The 16,121-nt window shown below is 67.3% G+C and carries 15 protein-coding genes; 8 read left to right on the top strand and 7 right to left on the bottom strand.

Annotation, left to right across the window (positions count from 1 at the left end; all coding sequences use genetic code 11):
- Positions 1-86 precede the first annotated feature (86 nt).
- The 4 genes from P1L40_RS03595 to P1L40_RS03610 all read left to right on the top strand — a co-directional run bounded on the left by P1L40_RS03595 (position 87) and on the right by P1L40_RS03610 (position 2,560).
- The gene (locus tag P1L40_RS03595) at positions 87-389 is read left to right on the top strand and encodes a hypothetical protein (RefSeq protein WP_284009943.1); all 303 of its coding nucleotides are present in this window, start codon (positions 87-89) and stop codon (positions 387-389) included.
- On the top strand, positions 386-814 hold the full coding sequence (locus tag P1L40_RS03600; RefSeq protein WP_284009944.1) for a hypothetical protein: 429 nt from the start codon (positions 386-388) through the stop codon (positions 812-814). Before P1L40_RS03595 ends, P1L40_RS03600 begins: the two co-directional genes overlap by 4 nt.
- Positions 814-2,100: a hypothetical protein gene (locus P1L40_RS03605; RefSeq protein ID WP_284009945.1), complete on the top strand. Its 1,287-nt coding sequence runs from the start codon at positions 814-816 to the stop codon at positions 2,098-2,100. Before P1L40_RS03600 ends, P1L40_RS03605 begins: the two co-directional genes overlap by 1 nt.
- A gap of 76 nt (positions 2,101-2,176) precedes the next feature.
- Complete coding sequence (locus tag P1L40_RS03610) at positions 2,177-2,560, top strand: hypothetical protein (protein ID WP_284009946.1); 384 nt, start codon at positions 2,177-2,179, stop codon at positions 2,558-2,560.
- Positions 2,561-2,593: 33 nt separating this feature from the next.
- On the opposite strand, the gene P1L40_RS03615 is transcribed toward P1L40_RS03610, so the two are convergent.
- Positions 2,594-4,144: an amidohydrolase gene (locus P1L40_RS03615; RefSeq protein WP_284009947.1), complete on the bottom strand. Its 1,551-nt coding sequence runs from the start codon at positions 4,142-4,144 to the stop codon at positions 2,594-2,596.
- 154 nt (positions 4,145-4,298) lie between these two features.
- Between P1L40_RS03615 and P1L40_RS03620 the strand changes: the two genes are divergently transcribed.
- From P1L40_RS03620 to P1L40_RS03630, 3 genes are all read left to right on the top strand, one after another.
- Positions 4,299-5,033: a cysteine hydrolase family protein gene (locus tag P1L40_RS03620; protein WP_284009948.1), complete on the top strand. Its 735-nt coding sequence runs from the start codon at positions 4,299-4,301 to the stop codon at positions 5,031-5,033.
- Positions 5,034-5,149: 116 nt separating this feature from the next.
- Complete coding sequence (locus tag P1L40_RS03625; RefSeq protein ID WP_284009949.1) at positions 5,150-6,193, top strand: agmatinase family protein; 1,044 nt, start codon at positions 5,150-5,152, stop codon at positions 6,191-6,193.
- Positions 6,194-6,227: 34 nt separating this feature from the next.
- Positions 6,228-7,535, top strand: a complete 1,308-nt coding sequence (locus P1L40_RS03630) for an MFS transporter (RefSeq protein WP_284009950.1) — start codon at positions 6,228-6,230, stop codon at positions 7,533-7,535.
- An 11-nt stretch (positions 7,536-7,546) separates the two neighbouring features.
- Here the strand turns inward: P1L40_RS03630 and P1L40_RS03635 are convergent, their stop codons facing one another.
- Entirely contained in the window at positions 7,547-8,746 is a 1,200-nt protein-coding gene (locus P1L40_RS03635; RefSeq protein WP_284009951.1) for a GNAT family N-acetyltransferase, read from the bottom strand.
- A gap of 321 nt (positions 8,747-9,067) precedes the next feature.
- Between P1L40_RS03635 and P1L40_RS03640 the strand changes: the two genes are divergently transcribed.
- On the top strand, positions 9,068-10,066 hold the full coding sequence (locus P1L40_RS03640) for an agmatinase family protein (protein WP_284009952.1): 999 nt from the start codon (positions 9,068-9,070) through the stop codon (positions 10,064-10,066).
- 62 nt (positions 10,067-10,128) lie between these two features.
- On the opposite strand, the gene P1L40_RS03645 is transcribed toward P1L40_RS03640, so the two are convergent.
- The 5 genes from P1L40_RS03645 to P1L40_RS03665 all read right to left on the bottom strand — a co-directional run bounded on the left by P1L40_RS03645 (position 10,129) and on the right by P1L40_RS03665 (position 16,003).
- Entirely contained in the window at positions 10,129-11,820 is a 1,692-nt protein-coding gene (locus tag P1L40_RS03645; RefSeq protein WP_284009953.1) for a sensor histidine kinase, read from the bottom strand.
- 123 nt (positions 11,821-11,943) lie between these two features.
- Positions 11,944-12,786, bottom strand: a complete 843-nt coding sequence (locus tag P1L40_RS03650; protein ID WP_284009954.1) for an ABC transporter permease — start codon at positions 12,784-12,786, stop codon at positions 11,944-11,946.
- Entirely contained in the window at positions 12,779-13,729 is a 951-nt protein-coding gene (locus P1L40_RS03655; protein ID WP_284009955.1) for an ABC transporter permease, read from the bottom strand. The genes P1L40_RS03650 and P1L40_RS03655 overlap by 8 nt, the downstream gene beginning before the upstream one ends.
- The gene (locus tag P1L40_RS03660) at positions 13,722-14,852 is read right to left on the bottom strand and encodes an ABC transporter ATP-binding protein (protein WP_284009956.1); all 1,131 of its coding nucleotides are present in this window, start codon (positions 14,850-14,852) and stop codon (positions 13,722-13,724) included. Before P1L40_RS03660 ends, P1L40_RS03655 begins: the two co-directional genes overlap by 8 nt.
- Positions 14,849-16,003, bottom strand: a complete 1,155-nt coding sequence (locus P1L40_RS03665; protein ID WP_284009957.1) for an ABC transporter substrate-binding protein — start codon at positions 16,001-16,003, stop codon at positions 14,849-14,851. The genes P1L40_RS03660 and P1L40_RS03665 overlap by 4 nt, the downstream gene beginning before the upstream one ends.
- Between the last annotated feature and the right edge of the window lie 118 nt (positions 16,004-16,121).

A 16,121-nucleotide genomic window follows, 5' to 3' on the forward strand; every position in this document is an offset into this window, starting at 1 on the left:
AACCGAGGGCGCGAGCGGACAAAAACCCGGCTCATCAGCGAGCCAGGAAGAATATATCTCTGGGCGTCACAGTCGAAAACGAGACAATGGTCCCTCCAACGCGACGACGGTTCCTCCACGGAGCCGCCGGCCTGGCCGCCGCCCTGACCGGGTGTAGCGGGCTGACCGGTGGCTCGGCGAGTAGCACGGCGACGGCCGGCGAACGCGACGACGTGCCGCCCGACGGCGGTCGCGAGATGACGCCCGAGAGCGTGGTCCTCCGGACCGACAGCGAACGACCCCGATCTGGCTCGCCGACGAGGACGGCGACGAGCGGCCGGACCCGGACGACCGGCGCCGCCACATCACGTCGACGCTCGTCGACTCGCCCGAGCGCGCCGACCGCGTGACAGTCGCGGATGTCGAGGGGAGAGCGCGCGTCCGCTCGTTCGTCGACGCCACCGACTTCGCCAGCGAGACGCTGTATCTGGAGACGAACCGCGTCGAGGAGTGTTTCGAGTTGACGCTGTGTTACGTCGCCTGGTCGCCCGATTCGGTCGAGACGGACTACGCCCGGACGATCCGCCCCTACAACGAGGCCTGCGCGGTCGAGAACCGCGTCTTCGAGGCGCGGCTCATCCGTATCCCGGCCGCGCTCGACGAGGGCGAAGTCAACAGCCACGGCTCCTCGATCGGGTCGGGGACCTGTAACCGAGGCCCAGGAATGACAGCGGAGACCGGCGGCGGCGAGAGCGAGTCGACGGCCGCCGAGGCGTCGGGGTCGGGAACCACCGCACAGGCAGGGACCGACACCACGTCGGGGGGTGACAGCTGATGCGGGACAGCGCAGTCACCCGGAGAGGGTTCCTCTCTCTCGTCGGGGCCGGCGCGCTCGCCGGCTGTTCCACCCTCGAAAACGCCACCGAGGAGGACGTACCGGAGATCAACACCTACGGCCTTCCAGACATCGAAGACGGCGAGGAACCGGCGACCCCCGTCCCGCCGACGGTTCCGGTCGACATCGAAGCGGCCTATCTCGACGAGGGCCGGTCGCGGACGACCGAACTCCTGTCGACGCTCCCGACGGCGCTGGGTCCCGACGACATCCCGAACGGGCACGTCAGGGGCCACCTCACGACCGCCGCCGCGGACGCGCGGTCGAACCTGGACGAGGCGCTGCGGTCGCCGACGGACCTGTCGGCGCTCCAGTCGCTCCGGCAGGCCCGCGAACACGCCAGGTACGCCGCGGAGGGCTGGGCGTTCGTCACCGAGGGCCGGACCGTCCCGGAGCTCCGGGAGCAGCGCAGCGAGGTCGTCTCGACGGCCCGTTCGGTCCGCGAGGGACACGAGTACGTCGGCGAGGACCCGGTCAGGGCCACCGTCGTCCACGCGGTGATCGAGGAGGCCTTAGAGCAGGCGACCGAGGAGGACCGCGTCCACACCTCCCACGGCGGGACGCTCCTGACGATCGCCGGGTGGGGAGAGGCGATCGAGACAGCACAGGCACACCTCGACGACGCCCGGTATCTCGACGCGCAGTACACCGCGTCGCTCCCGTCGGACACGGGATCGGTCGAATCGGCGCTCCGGAGCGCCCGGGAGACGCTTGGCACGGCGCTCCGCGAGCGCCAGTCACAGCTCCCGCCCGAGCCGACTGCGGACGACTGGGGACCGAGAGAGGAACTGATCCACGACCTTCGCTGGCGGGTCGACGACGGCAGAGAGACGGTCGTGGCTGGTGTCGGGCCGGCCGCCGGCGTCGTCGACGGCACCCGGCTGCTGGCGACCCACGGCGCCATCGACCGCGCCCAGCAGCGGATCGACGACGGCGAGCGCTTCCGTGTCGAGAGCGCCGAGGCGGTCATGGAGTACCGACAGACGGCTCTCGACGCGCTCCAGACGGCACTGGCGGAGAGCAGCGCGACGCCGCTTTCCCGGGCGGTCCTCAGCGACGCCAGCTACTCGGTCGTCTCGGCCGACTGGGAACTGGGCCGGCTCGACGGCACCGTCAGGCCGACCCGTATCGACGACGCCATCGTCAGTTACGTCATCGCGACGACGATCGCTCGCGCGACGCCCGCGGCCGTCGACCGGGCCGTCGAGGCACTCGGGGCTGCCTGATCGCCGGCGGGCGGCGGGGGTTCGTGAGCGAGGCGGATTTTAAACCCCGTGACGACGTACACCGTCACAGCACCGCATGACGACCGATCCCTCGTTCGAGATTCCCGCCCGGCCACAGCGGCGCTTTCCCCACGACAGCGGGGTCGAGTACGAGGGCGGGACGGAGTTTCGGTTGCTCCCCGACCGGTCGTTCGACGACGGCTCGCTCCCGGCGCTCGTCCGCGAACTGCTCGCGGCGGGACCGTACCGCTACGGGGACTTTCACGACCTGCCGATGCCGCTGTGGCTGGTCCGCGACGAGGAGACGGCCGACGTGTTCCGTGTCGCGGTCCGCGACGGGACTGTCCGGCTGCACGTGCTGCCGACGACGGAGTCGGCGGGCCTGCGGCGGTTCTACGACAGACTCAGGGACGCCTCCGGCGGGGACTGGACCGTCGAGCGCCACGTCACCGGCGCCTGAGGCACGCCCTGGTCGGCTGCCGGCGTCGCCGTCTCACGCCGGCCAGCCCTCGCGTCTGAACGCGACGGTCCCGTCGACCACCGTCGCGAGCACGTCGATCTCGTCGATCGCCGTCGGCTCGTCGAAGGGGTCCCGGTCGAGGACGACGGCGTCGCCGACCATCCCCGGTTCGAGTGTGCCTTTCCAGTCCGCGGCCCCCTCGGCGACGGCGCCGCCCTGCGTGTAGGCGCGGATTGCCGTCTCGACAGCGAGTCGCTGTGCCGGGGCCGGAGCGGTCACCGCCTGGTGGATGCCGTACAGCGGCCCCGACGGCATGGTGTCGCTGCCGAAGGCGAGATCGATCCCGCGGTCGAGGACCGTCGAGAACCGGTTGGTCCGACCCTGCCACTGCTCGCCCAGCCGATCGGCGTACAGTCCGTCCGGGCCGGCCCACTGGAGGAAGTTCGGCTGCATGCTCGCGAGGACCGACAGGTCGGCCATCCGTCGGAGGTGGTCGTCGGTCGCCAGTTCGGCGTGTTCGATCCGGAGGTGTGGCGGCGGCGTGTCGTAGCTGTCCGCGACCGCGGCGTAGGCGTCCAGCACCCGCTCGATGGCGGCGTCGCCGATGGCGTGGACGGCGAGGTGCTGATCGGCGCGAGCGGCGGCCGCGAAGACCGCGTCCAGTCGCTCCCGGTCGACGACGAACTGGCCGTCCGCGTCGGGGTCTTCGGCGAAGGTCCCGGAGAGTTTCGCCGTCCGGGAGCCGATCGAGCCGTCGGAGAAGAGTTTGATCCCGAGGACGCGCAGCCGCTCGTCACCGAACCCCGGCGCGAGCTCCAGCGTCGTCAGGGCGTCGTGGCGATCGACGTGGACGTAGTAGCCGATCCGCACCGGGAGGCTGCCGGCCCGCCAGGCCGCGTGGAAGGCGGCGTGCATCGGATCGCCGGGCCCCGCCGGCGTGACGAGCCCGGCCATGTCCTGCATCGAGGTGATCCCCAGTTCGAGCGCGCGCCGACAGGCAGCGTCGAGCAGCGTCCGCGCCCGCTCGCGGTCCGGATAGATCGCCTGCTGGACGCGCCCGGCCGCGGCTTCGACGACGATCCCGGTCGGCTTCCCGTCCTCGCGCTCGACGCCCGCGACGCCGTCGAAGTCGAGCCGGTCGAGCGCGGCGGTGTTGAGCGCCACCGAGTGGCCGTCGACGCGCTGGACGGCGACGGGATGGGCGGTCGTGACGCCGTCCAGCACTGCGGCGTCGAGCCCGCGGTCCCACGGCCCGTCGTCGTAGCCAAAGCCGAGCACCCACTCGCCGGCCGGCGTCCCATCGGCGTTGCGTTCGAGCGCGTCGAGCGCCCCGGCTCGGGACGTGATCCCGCTCAGGTCGCTCTCGTGTTCGTACAACCCCATCCAGAGGACGTGCGTGTGGGCGTCGTTGAACCCGGGCAGGACCGTCGCCCCGTCGAGATCGAGCGTCCGGATGCCGTCCTCTGGCGTCTCGCCGAGCGCCGAGACGCGGCCGTCACGGATCGTCACCGAGTCCGACGCCGAGAGCGCGTCGTCCAGTGAGTAGACGGTGCCGCCGGAGAGATGCACCGAACCGCTATCCATACGGCCCACCTGTTCGGTGGCCGGTAAGTATCTGTGCATCACCCCGTATAACGTCTTAAAACACGCTCCAGGAGGTTCCGACGGAGGACGACTAAGGTGTATGTGGTGTATGTACAGCGGGTTTTATCCCCGGATTCGGCGACCGAGGAGGCGTATGTTACCGACAACCGAGAGCGCCATCGGAGAGACACCGGCACTGATCGTCGTCGACGCACAGGACAGCGAATCCGAGACCGACCACCCGATGCGGTCGGACTGTGGTTCGATCCCCGGCGGGCGGGAAGCGATCGTCGACCGGATCAACACCGTGGTCGAACACGCGCGGGACGCCGACGTGCCGATCGTCTGGGGAAAGGAACTCCACCGGACTGACTTCGCCGACTACGGCTCGGAACTGGAGTCCTGCGAGCCCGAACACGGGGCGTACGGGTCGGCGGCCGAGCGACTCGACGCGGACCTCGTCGTCGACGAGGCGGACCTCCCGCCGGCGGAGTACGTCGTCGAGAAACGGCGGTACAACTTCTTCCACCGGACCGACATTGAACACATCCTCTCGACGTACGATGTCGATACGGTGATCCTCGTCGGCTTCATGACGAACATCTGCGTCCACTACACGGCCCACGGGGCCCACGAACGCGATTACGCGTTCAGAGTCGTCGAGGAGGGGACCGGGGCACCGACCGACCGCCTCCACGAGATCGGCCTCGAATGCATCCGGTATCTCCAGCCGCGGGGGCTGCGGAACGTCGAGGCGGTGACCGAAGCACTCGACGACTACGCCGGGAACCCGGTGGTCCAGCGCGTCAAAGAGGAGGGGAAAGTGACACAGGAGACCGGTGCCGTCCCGCCGACGCTCGCCGGGAAGCGGCCCGCAGAAACGGAATAGAGGACAGTTGGACAGTTACGGGATAGAAAAGTACGTTCGTACCCTATTTCAGGGATTTAATTCTTATATGTGCCTTGCTCGGGGGTTTTATTGTACACTCTCGAATCGAATGACGCATGAGTAGTGATGTAGATGTCGACGATACCGTATCGGAACAGGAGACGGCGGACGGTCAGCACGACCTGGCCGGGAACGAGTCCTACGGGACCAGTTACGGCGGAATCGAGACCTTCCTCCGCGCACCGCACGAGCCACCGACGGAGCTGACGAGCGATGTCGATGTCGGCTTCGTCGGCGTCCCGTTCGACGGCGGCGTGACCCGCGAACCGGGGACCCGACACGGCCCCTCCGCGCTGCGGGAGTCGAGCGCCTGGCAGGGCCGTCGGTTCCACTCCGACGGGGAGTCGGTCACGCTGCCGATGGAACGGCGCGCCGATTACAGCGAGGCGACACTCCGGGACTGTGGCGACGCGCCGACGGTGCCGAACGACATCGAGGCGACGGCACAGAAAGTAACCGAGTACGTCCGCGCGGTCGCAGAGAAGACGATGCCGGTGGTCCTGGGCGGGGACCACTACATCACCTATCCGGCGTTCCGCGCGTACGCCGAAACCGTCGGCGAGGACGTGGGCCTCATCCACCTGGACGCCCACTCCGATACCTCCGACGACAGCGACCTGTACGGGAAACACTACCACGGCTCGCCGATGGCCCGCATCGACGAGAGCGAGTACGGGAGTTACGACACTCACGCGATGATCGGAATTCGGGGCCACTCCCGGCCCTCGACGCTGGAGATCTTCGAGGAGCGGGACATCTTCGTCGACTACGCCAGTGACGTTCACCGGAAGGGGATCGAGGCCTCCGTCGAGGACGCCATCGACCACGTGACCGCCAAGACCGGCCACGTCTACCTCACGCTCGACATCGACGTGGTCGACCCGGGCTTCGCGCCCGGCACGGGGACGCCGGAACACGGCGGGCTGACGAGCGACCAGTTCCTCAGGGCGGTCGACCGCCTCGGCCAGTGCGAGGCGATCGGCGCCGCCGACCTCATGGAGGTCGCCCCGCGGCTCGACTCCAGCAACACGACCTCGCTGCTGGGGTCGAACGCCCTCTCGCGGTTCCTCGAAGCGAAGCTCTACGACTCGGTGGTCTGACCGACGGCTCCCGGATACGCGGTCTCTCTTCGAGATGACACGAGACTCGACGATCGAGCGTGACGTATCGGACGGGGGCGAGCGGTCGGCACGGACCGTGATCCTCTCGGTAGTCGTCAGTACCTTCTTCATCGGTTTCGGCGGCGGCGTCGTCTTCCCGATCTTCCCGACGCTGGGGCAGGTGCTCGGCATCTCCCCGCTGTTGGTCGGGGTCATCCTCAGCGCGAACCGGTTCACCCGCCTCGTCGCCAACGCGCCGGCGGGGTCGCTCGTGGACCGCCTCGGCGCGCGCCAGCCGTTCGTCGCCGGTCTCGCGATCCAGGCGGTCGCGACCGTCGGCTACGTGATCGCGGTCCGCGCACCGCTCCCGGAGGCGTGGTTCCTCGGCGCGCGGCTGTTACACGGCGCCGGGAGCGCGCTCGTGTTCGCGACCTCCTACACGATCGCCGCGAACGTCAGCCTCTCCGAATCGCGGGGCACCAGCATGGGGTTGATCCGCGGCGGGAGCATCCTCGGGTTCCCGACCGGACTCCTGCTGGGCGGCGTCGTCAGCGAGCTCTCCGGGTCGACGACGGCGTTCGTCCTCGCGACCGGGTTCTCGGTGGTCGCGACGGCCCTGGCCTACGCCACCGTCCCGGAGACCCACGTGACCGGCGAGTCTCGTTCGTCGGTCAAACCGTGGGACATCGACACGTCGCTCCCGACGCTGACGCTCGGCCTGGTGAACTTCGCTACCTGGTTCGCCTACATGGGCGTGCTGTTTGCCTCGCTCGTGTTGTTCCTCCAGGCAAGGGGGATCAGCGCCCTCGGGTTCGACGCGCAGGGCTCGTCGGGCATCTTCATGGCCGTCACCGTCCTGTCGGCTGCGACCTTCATGTACGTCGGCGGCCGTCTGAGCGACCTCGGCGAGTCGCGGGTCCCGACGATGCTCGTCTTCCTGGTGTTGCTCGCCGGCGGATTCTTCACGCTCCCGCGGGCCACTTCGGCTCCCACGCTGATCCCGGCGTGTCTCATGATGGGTGCCGGGATGGGCGGGACGCTCGGACCGCTGATGGCGCTGCTTGCCGACCTCACGGCGGAGGACCGGATGGGCCGTGCCAGCGGGACGACGAACGTCTTCAGCGACATCGGCGGAGGACTGGGGCCGATCGTCTCGCTGCCGCTGATCGACGCCTACGGCTTTCTCCCGGTCTACACGATCTCGGCCGTCTTCCCGCTGCTGGCCGGCGCGATACTGGTCGCCGGGCTGTACGCGGTGACCGGTCGGCTGTTCCCCGCGACCACGTCCGCTGTCGGCGAGTCCGGGCCCACAGACGCCAAAGCGACCGAGGGGCTGGACTGACCGCCGGTCGGCTAGAACCCGTCGTTGAAGAAGGTCGTCGTCGCCGGAAACAGCCGGTCGAGCGTCTGGACGGCCGTCGGATCGACCGCCTCGATGCGGTCGGCGCGGGCGAGCTCGCCGGCGGTCCGGTAGCCCGTGACCAGCTGTGTGAGCGATCCCACGTCGAGTTCGACGGCGGCGGACCCGTCGACCGGCCGACAGATCCCGTCCCCATCGGTGACGGACAGTTCGAACGTGTCGTCGTTCCAGGGAGCCAGATCGTCGGCGACGCCGACGGTCACGGACTTGTCGACGAGCGGGTACCGCATCGCGTCCAGCGCCGCAACCACGTCGACGAGGCGGGCCATCGGACGGGTGTGCAGTTCGCAGTCCAGTTCGTTGGGCCGAGTGAGTAAGTCCTGGACGACGGTGTCGTCGGGCACCGTCAGTTCGAACCGCTCGGCCTGGGAGTCGTGGTTGTAACAAAACGCCAGCGCGGCCAGGAGGCCGTCGACGCCGGTGTAGCCGACCTCGCGGACCGACAGCGTTCGGCCGTCGGTGTCGTCCTCGAACGTGTAGACGAGGTACGCTTCCGGGTCGCCTTCACGCTCCCAGACGTAGACGAACGGCTCCGTGTCCCGGGCCCGACAGACGCGGGTCTGCCACCACTCGGCGTCCCGAACGAGGGTAAAGGAGTAGTCGGCGCTGAAGGCGTCGTAGACCGGTTCGACGGACGCGTAGTCGTCGGTGGGAATCCGGCGGAATCGACCCGGCGGTGCCTCGGCCGCGGCGAAGGCCAGTGCGTCGAGGTCGCCGCTGTACACCCGCTTGTTGCTGACCGTCTCCCAGCCGAACGATCGATAGAAGCCGTAGTCGAACGGCCAGAGGACGGTGAAATGCCGGTCGCGTTCGCGGTACTCCCGCATCACTTCTTCGAGGAGTTCGGTGACGTAGCCGTCACGTCGGTGTTCCGGAGGCGTGATGACCGAAGTCAGCCCCGCGATGGGGTGGACGCTGCCCCGGACAGTCGCGTCGAGCCAGTAGTGCCGGCAGATGCTCAGCGGGTCCTCGGCGCGCTCGTGGCTCCGGTAGAGTCCCCGCCGGTCCCCGACCGGGTATCGCCGGTCCGACGCGTCGTACTCGGCGGGGCCGTCTTCGGGGCTGAACCCGTACTGCATGTACTCGTAGAACAGTTCGTCCTGATCGTCGGGAAACGTCCGGTAGACGGCCACTCAGACCACTCCCGGGATCAGGTCGCTGCGTTCGGTGTGTCCGCTCGGCGGCGCCCGCGTGGACGGCGTGTGTGTCGGTCCCATCGTTCGTGTAACGACTCACGGGACCCCGCAAAAGAATTGCCCAATAGCAGATAATACAACGGAAAATACATAATACGTTCCGGAATCGCTTGGATTCGTTCGTACTCGACAAACGTGTCCGGCCGGGCATTGATTCTTCCAGTTCCTATAACAGCACGCAGCGCAGGATACACGGTTAATCGATATTCGAGTTGCGTCAAAATCGTCGCTTATGCTCGTCCGGGGCCGCATGGGAGTATGGCACGTTCGGTAACCGATCCGCAGTTGACGACGGCACCGTCTCCGGGATACGCCGGCATCAAGACGTTCATGGGCGCGGACACCTGCGAACCCGACGCAGTGACACCCGAGGTCGACGCAGCGGCCTTCGGCGTCCCGTTCGACGGCGGCGTGACGAATCAACCAGGGACCCGCTACGGCCCCCAGGGACTGCGCGCGGCCAGTTCGCTCCTGTCCAGAACGTTCGACTCCGAGGAGAGACGGTACAACATCGCGACCGACCGCAGCGCGGCCTACGACGCCCTGGAACTGCGTGACTGCGGGGACGCGCCGGTCGTCCCCAACGACATCGAGGCGACCTACGACGCCGTCGAGGCCTACGTCGGTGCCATCGCCGAGCAGACGATGCCGATTCTGCTGGGCGGCGACCACTACCTGACGTATCCGTCCTTCGTCGGCTACTCGCAGTCCGTCGGCGAGGATGTGGGACTGATCCAGATCGACGCCCACACCGACACCTGGGGGTCGAACGAACTCTACGGCGAGCACCACCACGGCTCGCCGATGGCCCGCATCGACGAGAGCGAGTACGGCGGCTACGAGAACCACGCGATGATCGGGATTCGGGGCCACGCCGACATGGAGTTCCTCGACATCCTCGACGACCGCGGCCTCTACGTCGACTACGCACACGAAGTCGCGGACAAAGGGATCACCGAGTCGGTCCAGGGCGCGATCGAGCACGCGACCGACGGGGTCGATCACGTCTACCTGACCATCGACATCGACGGGGTCGACCCTTCGTTCGCGCCGGGGACCGGGACGCCACAGCCGGGCGGCCTGACCAGTTCCGACCTCCTGAGAGCGGTCGATCTGCTCGGGGAGTGTCGCGAGATCGGTGCCGTCGACCTGATGGAGGTCGCACCGACGCTGGACCCGACGAACACGACCTCGCTGCTCGGCGCGAACGCCCTCTCGCGGTTCCTCCAGTCGTACTTCTACGAGCAGGTCGCCTGACCGGCGCTCCCGAGGGGGCTGGGAGACGGACGCCCTCGACCGACCGGGACTGTGCCGGTCGGTCAGTGATCGATGTCGACACCGGTGATCTCGAACCGTGCGCCACCGTCGCTCCCGTCGGTCACGCGGATCTCCCAGCCGTGTGCTTCGACGATGTCCCTGACGATCGAGAGGCCGAAGCCGGTCCCGCCGTCACTGGTCGTGACGCCTCGCTCGAAGATCTCGTCCCGCTGTTCGTCCGGGATACCCGTTCCGGTGTCCTCGACGAAGAGGCCTGCCCGGCCGCCGTCGGTGGCCCCGTCGTGGTCGCCGAGCGCCCCGACCCGGACAGTGACCGGCGAGTCGTTGTGGTCGGCCGCGTTCCGATAGAGGTTCTCGAACACGTGTAGCAGTCGGTCGCGGTCGGCATCGACTCTCGTGCCCGACGGAACCGTATATTCGAACTCGCAGTCGGCGATATCGGCGTGTGCCCAGGCTTCGGCGGCGGCGTCTTCGAGCGTGACAGCCGTGGTCTCGTCGACGGTCTGGCCGTTCCGGGCCATCACCAACAGATCGTGTATCATCTCTTCCATCCGACTGAGATGCGTTCTGGCGTCCGCGATCCGGCCGGTGTCGCCCGAGTCGGCAGCGAGCGCGAGCGTGCTGTCGGCGACGTGCAGGGGGTTCCGGAGGTCGTGGCTGACGACGTTGGCGAACTGATCGAGCCGGTCGTTCTGTCGTTGGAGCTGTTGTTCTCGGCGGCTCTCTGTGGTCACGTCGCGGAGAAACGTCAGGACGCCGATGACGTTGCGCCCGTACTGGATCGGGAGACGGGCCGGACGGTAGTGGCGTGTCTCGCCGTCGACGACCAGTTCGATAGCGTCGTCGCGGCCGTCCCGAACGCACCGCACGACCGACGGTCGGTCGACGAACGCGTCGCCGACGGACACCCCGGCTGGTACGGTCCCGTCGGTGCTGAGTCGGTCGGCTGCGGCGTTCGTCTCGACGATCGTTCCGTCGGTCGCGGAGACGATAACCGGGTCGGTGAGGGTGTCGAGGATCGTCTCGTGGCCGGCGACGTTCAACTGGAGGAACTGGTACCGGTTCAGCGCGTAGGTGAACACCGACGCGGTGACGGTGAACGCGATCGGTGTCGGATCGAGCGGGGCGAACGTGTCTGCGATGGTGAACACGCCCCCGACGCTGAGCACCAGCCAGCCGAACAACAGCAGTGTGAGCTGTCGGCGCCGCTGGCCGGAGACTGTCAGCCACTCCCCGACGAGGACGCTGACGACCGCGACCGCGATCAGGGCGCCGTAGCCGACGCTTACGGGGTACAGGGGGCCGGCCACCGGCTGCAAGAGCCCGGAGTCGGAGACTGTCGTCCCGGGCGCGTAGACGAGGTTGTGGCCGAGGTCGGACCAGAGCGCGACCTGGATCACGAACGGGACCACCATCAGCGCCCCGAAGGTCGGCCACGGCACCCGGCGCTGGTGGACGAACTCCACGGCGAACAGGAACCACGTCACGACGGCGACTGTCGACAGGAACACGACGACGTGATCGCCGGCGAGTGTCAGCAGCCGTCCGTCGGCGATCCGTTCGACCCCGGCCGCGATGCCCCACCCGCCGGTCGCGCCGATGCTGATGATGAACCACCGGATTCCGGGCCGTTCCCGTATCCGCCAGAGGTAGCCGACGAGGAGCACGGCGGGGAGGACACTCACAGTCATGAGACTCCCGGCGAGATCCGGCGACAGTGCGAGGCCCCCCATCCTGTCACCGGTTCGTTCCCTGCTGTGTTCAAACTACGGTTGCAGGCAGGGACGGTGACGCCGTCGAGATCGATAATGGCGCCGGGCAGGGACGGAACGGCAGGTCTCCGACCGGCGGTCGGCTCACCAGAGTTGCCCGTCGAGCCGGTAGTTGATCAGCGCCACGATACCGACCGTGACGGTCATGTAGAGGACGCTCACCGCGGCGATGACCGGCGAGTAGTTGTACCGCAGGCTCGCGAAGATCAACACCGGGATCGTCTCCAGGCCGGGGCCGCCGACGAAGGAGGCGATGAGGTACTCGTTGAGCGAGAGGATGAACGTAAAGAGGATCGCCACGAGGAAGTTCGAGGCCAACAGCGGGACGGTGATCTGCCGGAGCGTCTGGAAGCGGCTGGCGCCCAGACTCCGCGAGACCTCCTCGACGGCCTCGTCGATCTCGTCCAGGCCCGAGCTGATGAGGACGAACGGGAACGGCGAGTACACCAGTCCGTGTGCGAGGACGACGGCGAGTCGCGTCCCCCAGAGGTCGATCAGGAGGAAGAAGCTCATCAGCGCGACGGCAACGATGACCGGTGGCACGAGCAGGGGGAGCACGCCCAGCCCCCAGAGCTGTTTCGAGTACGTGATGTCGTACCGGTTCAGCCCGAACGCGAGCGCGCCCCCGACGCTGGTCGAGACGACGGCCGCCCCGACGGCGATCGTCACCGACAGCCGGAGCCCGCCCAACCACGTCGACGAGGCCAGCACCTCGCTGAAGTAGCGGGTCGAGAACTCCTCGGGCGGGAACGTGAGGAAGTCGCCGCTCGTGAACGCCACGGCGACGATGATGATCATCGGGAGCACGAGCACGAGGTAGACGAACCCGACGTAGCCCCGGGCGAGCAGCGACGCGAAGAGCTTCCGGACCAGCCGTCCCGAAGACTGCCCGGGCCGGACGTTGTCGGTCACGTCGGCCTCAGCCATCGGCCTCCTCCTCCGGGGCGTCCCCGACGAGCTGTTCCGAGCCCAGACCGAGATACCGGACCGAGGCCCAGAACAGGACCACGATCAGCAGCGTCATCACGATGGCCAGCACCGAGCCGAAGGGGACGTTGAGCTGATCGCGGACGGTGTTCGTGATGATCACGGGCAGCGTCCACTCCGAGGGGTTGCCAAGCAACATCGGGACGGCATAGGAACCGATCGAGAGGATAAAGACGAGCGCCGCGGAGGCGACGATCCCGTTGCGCGACAGCGGCAGGGTCACCTCGCGGATCGTCCGGAGCTTCGAGGCCCCGAGGTTCCGGGAAGCCTGTTCGAGCTCGGGATCGATGTTCTTGACGCTCGTGTACATCGTGAGGATCGCAAAGGGGAGGAAGCCGTACAACATTCCGAGCACGACCGTCAGATAGCCGTTTCCGCCGGTGATCGGCTCTTCGATGACGCCCCCGGCCTGGAGTGCCTGGTTGAACAGCCCGTTGCCCGCGAAGACGACCTTGATCGCGTAGGCCCGGATGATGACCGTCAGCCACATCGAGGCGATGATCGTCAGGAGGTACACCTGCCGTTTGAGTTCGGAGTCGACGCGGGCGATCCAGTAGGCGACGGGGTAGCCCATCGCGGTGCTGAGAACTGCCGTGATGCCGGCGAACTCCAGGGTCTTCAGCAGGTAGTCCAGGTAGATCGGCGACTCCAGCAACTGCCCGTAGTTCGCCAGCGTGAACCCGACCGAGTAGAACTCGCCGGCCGGTTTCGGGAAGAACGAGACGACCACGAGGTAGGCCGAGGGGAGCACGAAAAACACCAGCAACATCGCCAGCGGGTAGCCCACCAGCAGCTCCTTGATGTGTGCCCGGAGGAACCCCTTCGCGGCGGTCAGCGGCCGACGGTCGAATCGCCCCTGGTCGATCGCCTCGGAGCTACTCATGGGCCATCGCACCCTCCGGCGTCGCCGTCTCGTCGACCGCCGGGTCGTCGGACGCGGGGAACACCGACTCCTGGCCGGCCTCGAAACTGACGGCGACGGTGTCGCCCTCGGCGAAGTTCGTCGATCCGCTCGACTGCTCGGCCACCGTCAGGACCGTCTCGTCGTCGACTTTGACCTCGTACTCGACGGTTGGCCCGGTCAGCTGTGCGAGTTCGACGGTCCCTGTCATGACGTTGGCCGCACTCGTCGGTTCCTCGCTCGCGATCGAGATGTGTTCCGGGCGGAGCAGCACCGTCGCCTCCGTGCCCGGCGACACGTCGGCGTCGAAGGTGATCGAGCGGCGGTTCGTGTGGAGGGTCCTGCCGTCGTCGTCGACGGTCCCCGCGAAGACGTTGGACTTCCCCATGAACTCGCCGACGAACAGGGTACTGGGCTCGTCGTAGACCTCGCTCGGGCTCCCGATCTGTGCGAACTCCCCGTCGTCCATCACGACGATCCGGTCCGACATGGTCATCGCCTCCTCCTGGTTGTGGGTGACGAAGATGGTCGTCACGCCCAGTTCGCGCTGGATGCGGGTCAGTTCCGTCTCCATCCGCTGACGGAGCTTCTCGTCTAGCGCCGACAGCGGCTCGTCGAGCAGCAGGATCTCGGGTTGTGGCGCGAGCGCGCGGGCCAGGCCGATCCGCTGGGCCTGCCCGCCCGAGAGCTGGTCCGGCATCCGGTCCTGGTAGCCGGGCATCTCGATCAGTTCCAGCATCTCCGCGACGCGGTCGTCGATCTCGGACTCGGAGTAGGACTCGTCGGCGACCCGCATCCCGTAGGCGATGTTCTCCTTGACGGTCTTGTGGGGGAACAGCGCGATGGACTGGAACACCATCCCGATGTCGCGCTTCTCCGGGAGGTGGTGCGTGATGTCGGTGTAGTCCATCTCGACGACGCCGTCTGTCGGCTCGACGAAGCCCGCGAGCATCCGCAGCGTGGTCGATTTCCCGCAGCCGCTGGGACCGACCAGCGTGACGAACTCCCCTTCCGCGACCGAGAGGTCGACGCCATCGACGGCACGGACCGACCCGTCGTACACCTTCGTCAGGTCGTGGAGCCGCAGGTGGCCCGGATCGGTCATTGGATCAGCTCCCGCCACTTCTGTGAGAGGAAGTCCTCGTTGTCGAGGTACACCTCGTGACTCGGCCGGATGGACGCCTCCGGACCGGGACCGTACACCCGCGAATAGAGCTCGTCGCTCATGTCCAGTTCGGACTCCTGGATGACCGGCGCGGTGTAGAGGTTCTCCGTGATCCGTTTCTGGACCTCCGGTCGCAGGGAGTAGTCGATGAACTCGATGGCCTCGTCCGGGTAGTCGGTCGAGTCGAGGATGACCCAGGCGCCGTCGTTCTGGAGCGCTCCTTCCTCGGGGAAGACGGACTCGACGGGCTGGCCTTCCTCTTCCATCACCAGGGTCACGTCGTGGAACAGCCAGGAGGCGGTGAGGTTCTCGTCCAGCAGGGCCTGCTGTGGCTCGGCCTCGCCGTCGTACCACAGCGACACCTGTGGCTTGATCTCGCTGACCTTCTCCAGGATGTCAGTCAGCCCCTCCTCGGTCTGCATCGTCTCCGTGCCGTCGAAGAACATCCGGGCCGCGATGTCGAGGATGCCGGCGTCGTAGTCGCTGCTGATCCCCAGGGAGTCCTGATACTGCTCGTCCCAGTAGACGCTCCAGCTAGAGAGGGGGTCGTCGACGATGTCGGTCTGGCTGACCAGCGTCGCGAACCAGCCAAACGCCCCGGCCCCGACGATCTGGCCGTCGTCGGTCGTCGGCAGCAGGTCTTCCAGGACGATGTCCGAGCGCGTGAGTTCGCCCGGATCGTAGTTGTGCCAGATGCCGAGTCGCTGCCCTCTGATCCGGTTGACCGGCGAGGCGACCACCAGGTCGATCGGTGCTTCGCCGGCCTGGACCGCCGACTGGAGTTTCAGCGTGTCCTGGGCGCTCACGCCGGCGGAACTCTCGACCGGAATCCCGGTGTCTTCCTCGAACGGTGCGACCAGGTGCTCGTCCATCACCTCCTTGAACACGCCGCCGAAGAACTCGACGTTCAGCGGACTGCTCTCGCTCGGGGACGGGCCGTCGCCACCGTCGCCCGTCTGCGTGCCGCTCTCGGTGCTTCCCGCACCGCCACCGCAGCCAGCGAGCCCCGCGAGCGTCGCGGTACCAGCAGATTGAATAAACCGTCTTCTTCGAATATTTTTGCTACGTTCGTCGGATATACTGCCGCTCATGTTACATAGAGATCTGACTTTTTCGCGATTTATTAGCGTTTTGTATAATTCGGCAAAGGACGGGGTACGTCGTACTAGTCCCCCCGCGAATGCAAATCATATAACCGGATATGTCGCT

This window comes from Haloarcula pelagica (assembly GCF_030127105.1).
Classification (GTDB): Archaea; Halobacteriota; Halobacteria; order Halobacteriales; family Haloarculaceae; genus Haloarcula; species Haloarcula pelagica.

Bases quoted from the DNA above. Each gene is read 5' to 3' on its own strand.
- P1L40_RS03595 (WP_284009943.1), top strand. From the start codon at position 87: ATGGTCCCTCCAACGCGACGACGGTTCCTCCACGGAGCCGCCGGCCTG.
- P1L40_RS03605 (WP_284009945.1), top strand. From the start codon at position 814: ATGCGGGACAGCGCAGTCACCCGGAGAGGGTTCCTCTCTCTCGTCGGG.
- P1L40_RS03610 (WP_284009946.1), top strand. From the start codon at position 2,177: ATGACGACCGATCCCTCGTTCGAGATTCCCGCCCGGCCACAGCGGCGC.
- P1L40_RS03615 (WP_284009947.1), bottom strand. From the start codon at position 4,144: ATGGATAGCGGTTCGGTGCATCTCTCCGGCGGCACCGTCTACTCACTG.
- P1L40_RS03620 (WP_284009948.1), top strand. From the start codon at position 4,299: ATGTTACCGACAACCGAGAGCGCCATCGGAGAGACACCGGCACTGATC.
- P1L40_RS03625 (WP_284009949.1), top strand. From the start codon at position 5,150: ATGAGTAGTGATGTAGATGTCGACGATACCGTATCGGAACAGGAGACG.
- P1L40_RS03630 (WP_284009950.1), top strand. From the start codon at position 6,228: ATGACACGAGACTCGACGATCGAGCGTGACGTATCGGACGGGGGCGAG.
- P1L40_RS03640 (WP_284009952.1), top strand. From the start codon at position 9,068: ATGGCACGTTCGGTAACCGATCCGCAGTTGACGACGGCACCGTCTCCG.
- P1L40_RS03645 (WP_284009953.1), bottom strand. From the start codon at position 11,820: ATGGGGGGCCTCGCACTGTCGCCGGATCTCGCCGGGAGTCTCATGACT.
- P1L40_RS03650 (WP_284009954.1), bottom strand. From the start codon at position 12,786: ATGGCTGAGGCCGACGTGACCGACAACGTCCGGCCCGGGCAGTCTTCG.
- P1L40_RS03655 (WP_284009955.1), bottom strand. From the start codon at position 13,729: ATGAGTAGCTCCGAGGCGATCGACCAGGGGCGATTCGACCGTCGGCCG.
- P1L40_RS03660 (WP_284009956.1), bottom strand. From the start codon at position 14,852: ATGACCGATCCGGGCCACCTGCGGCTCCACGACCTGACGAAGGTGTAC.
- P1L40_RS03665 (WP_284009957.1), bottom strand. From the start codon at position 16,003: ATGAGCGGCAGTATATCCGACGAACGTAGCAAAAATATTCGAAGAAGA.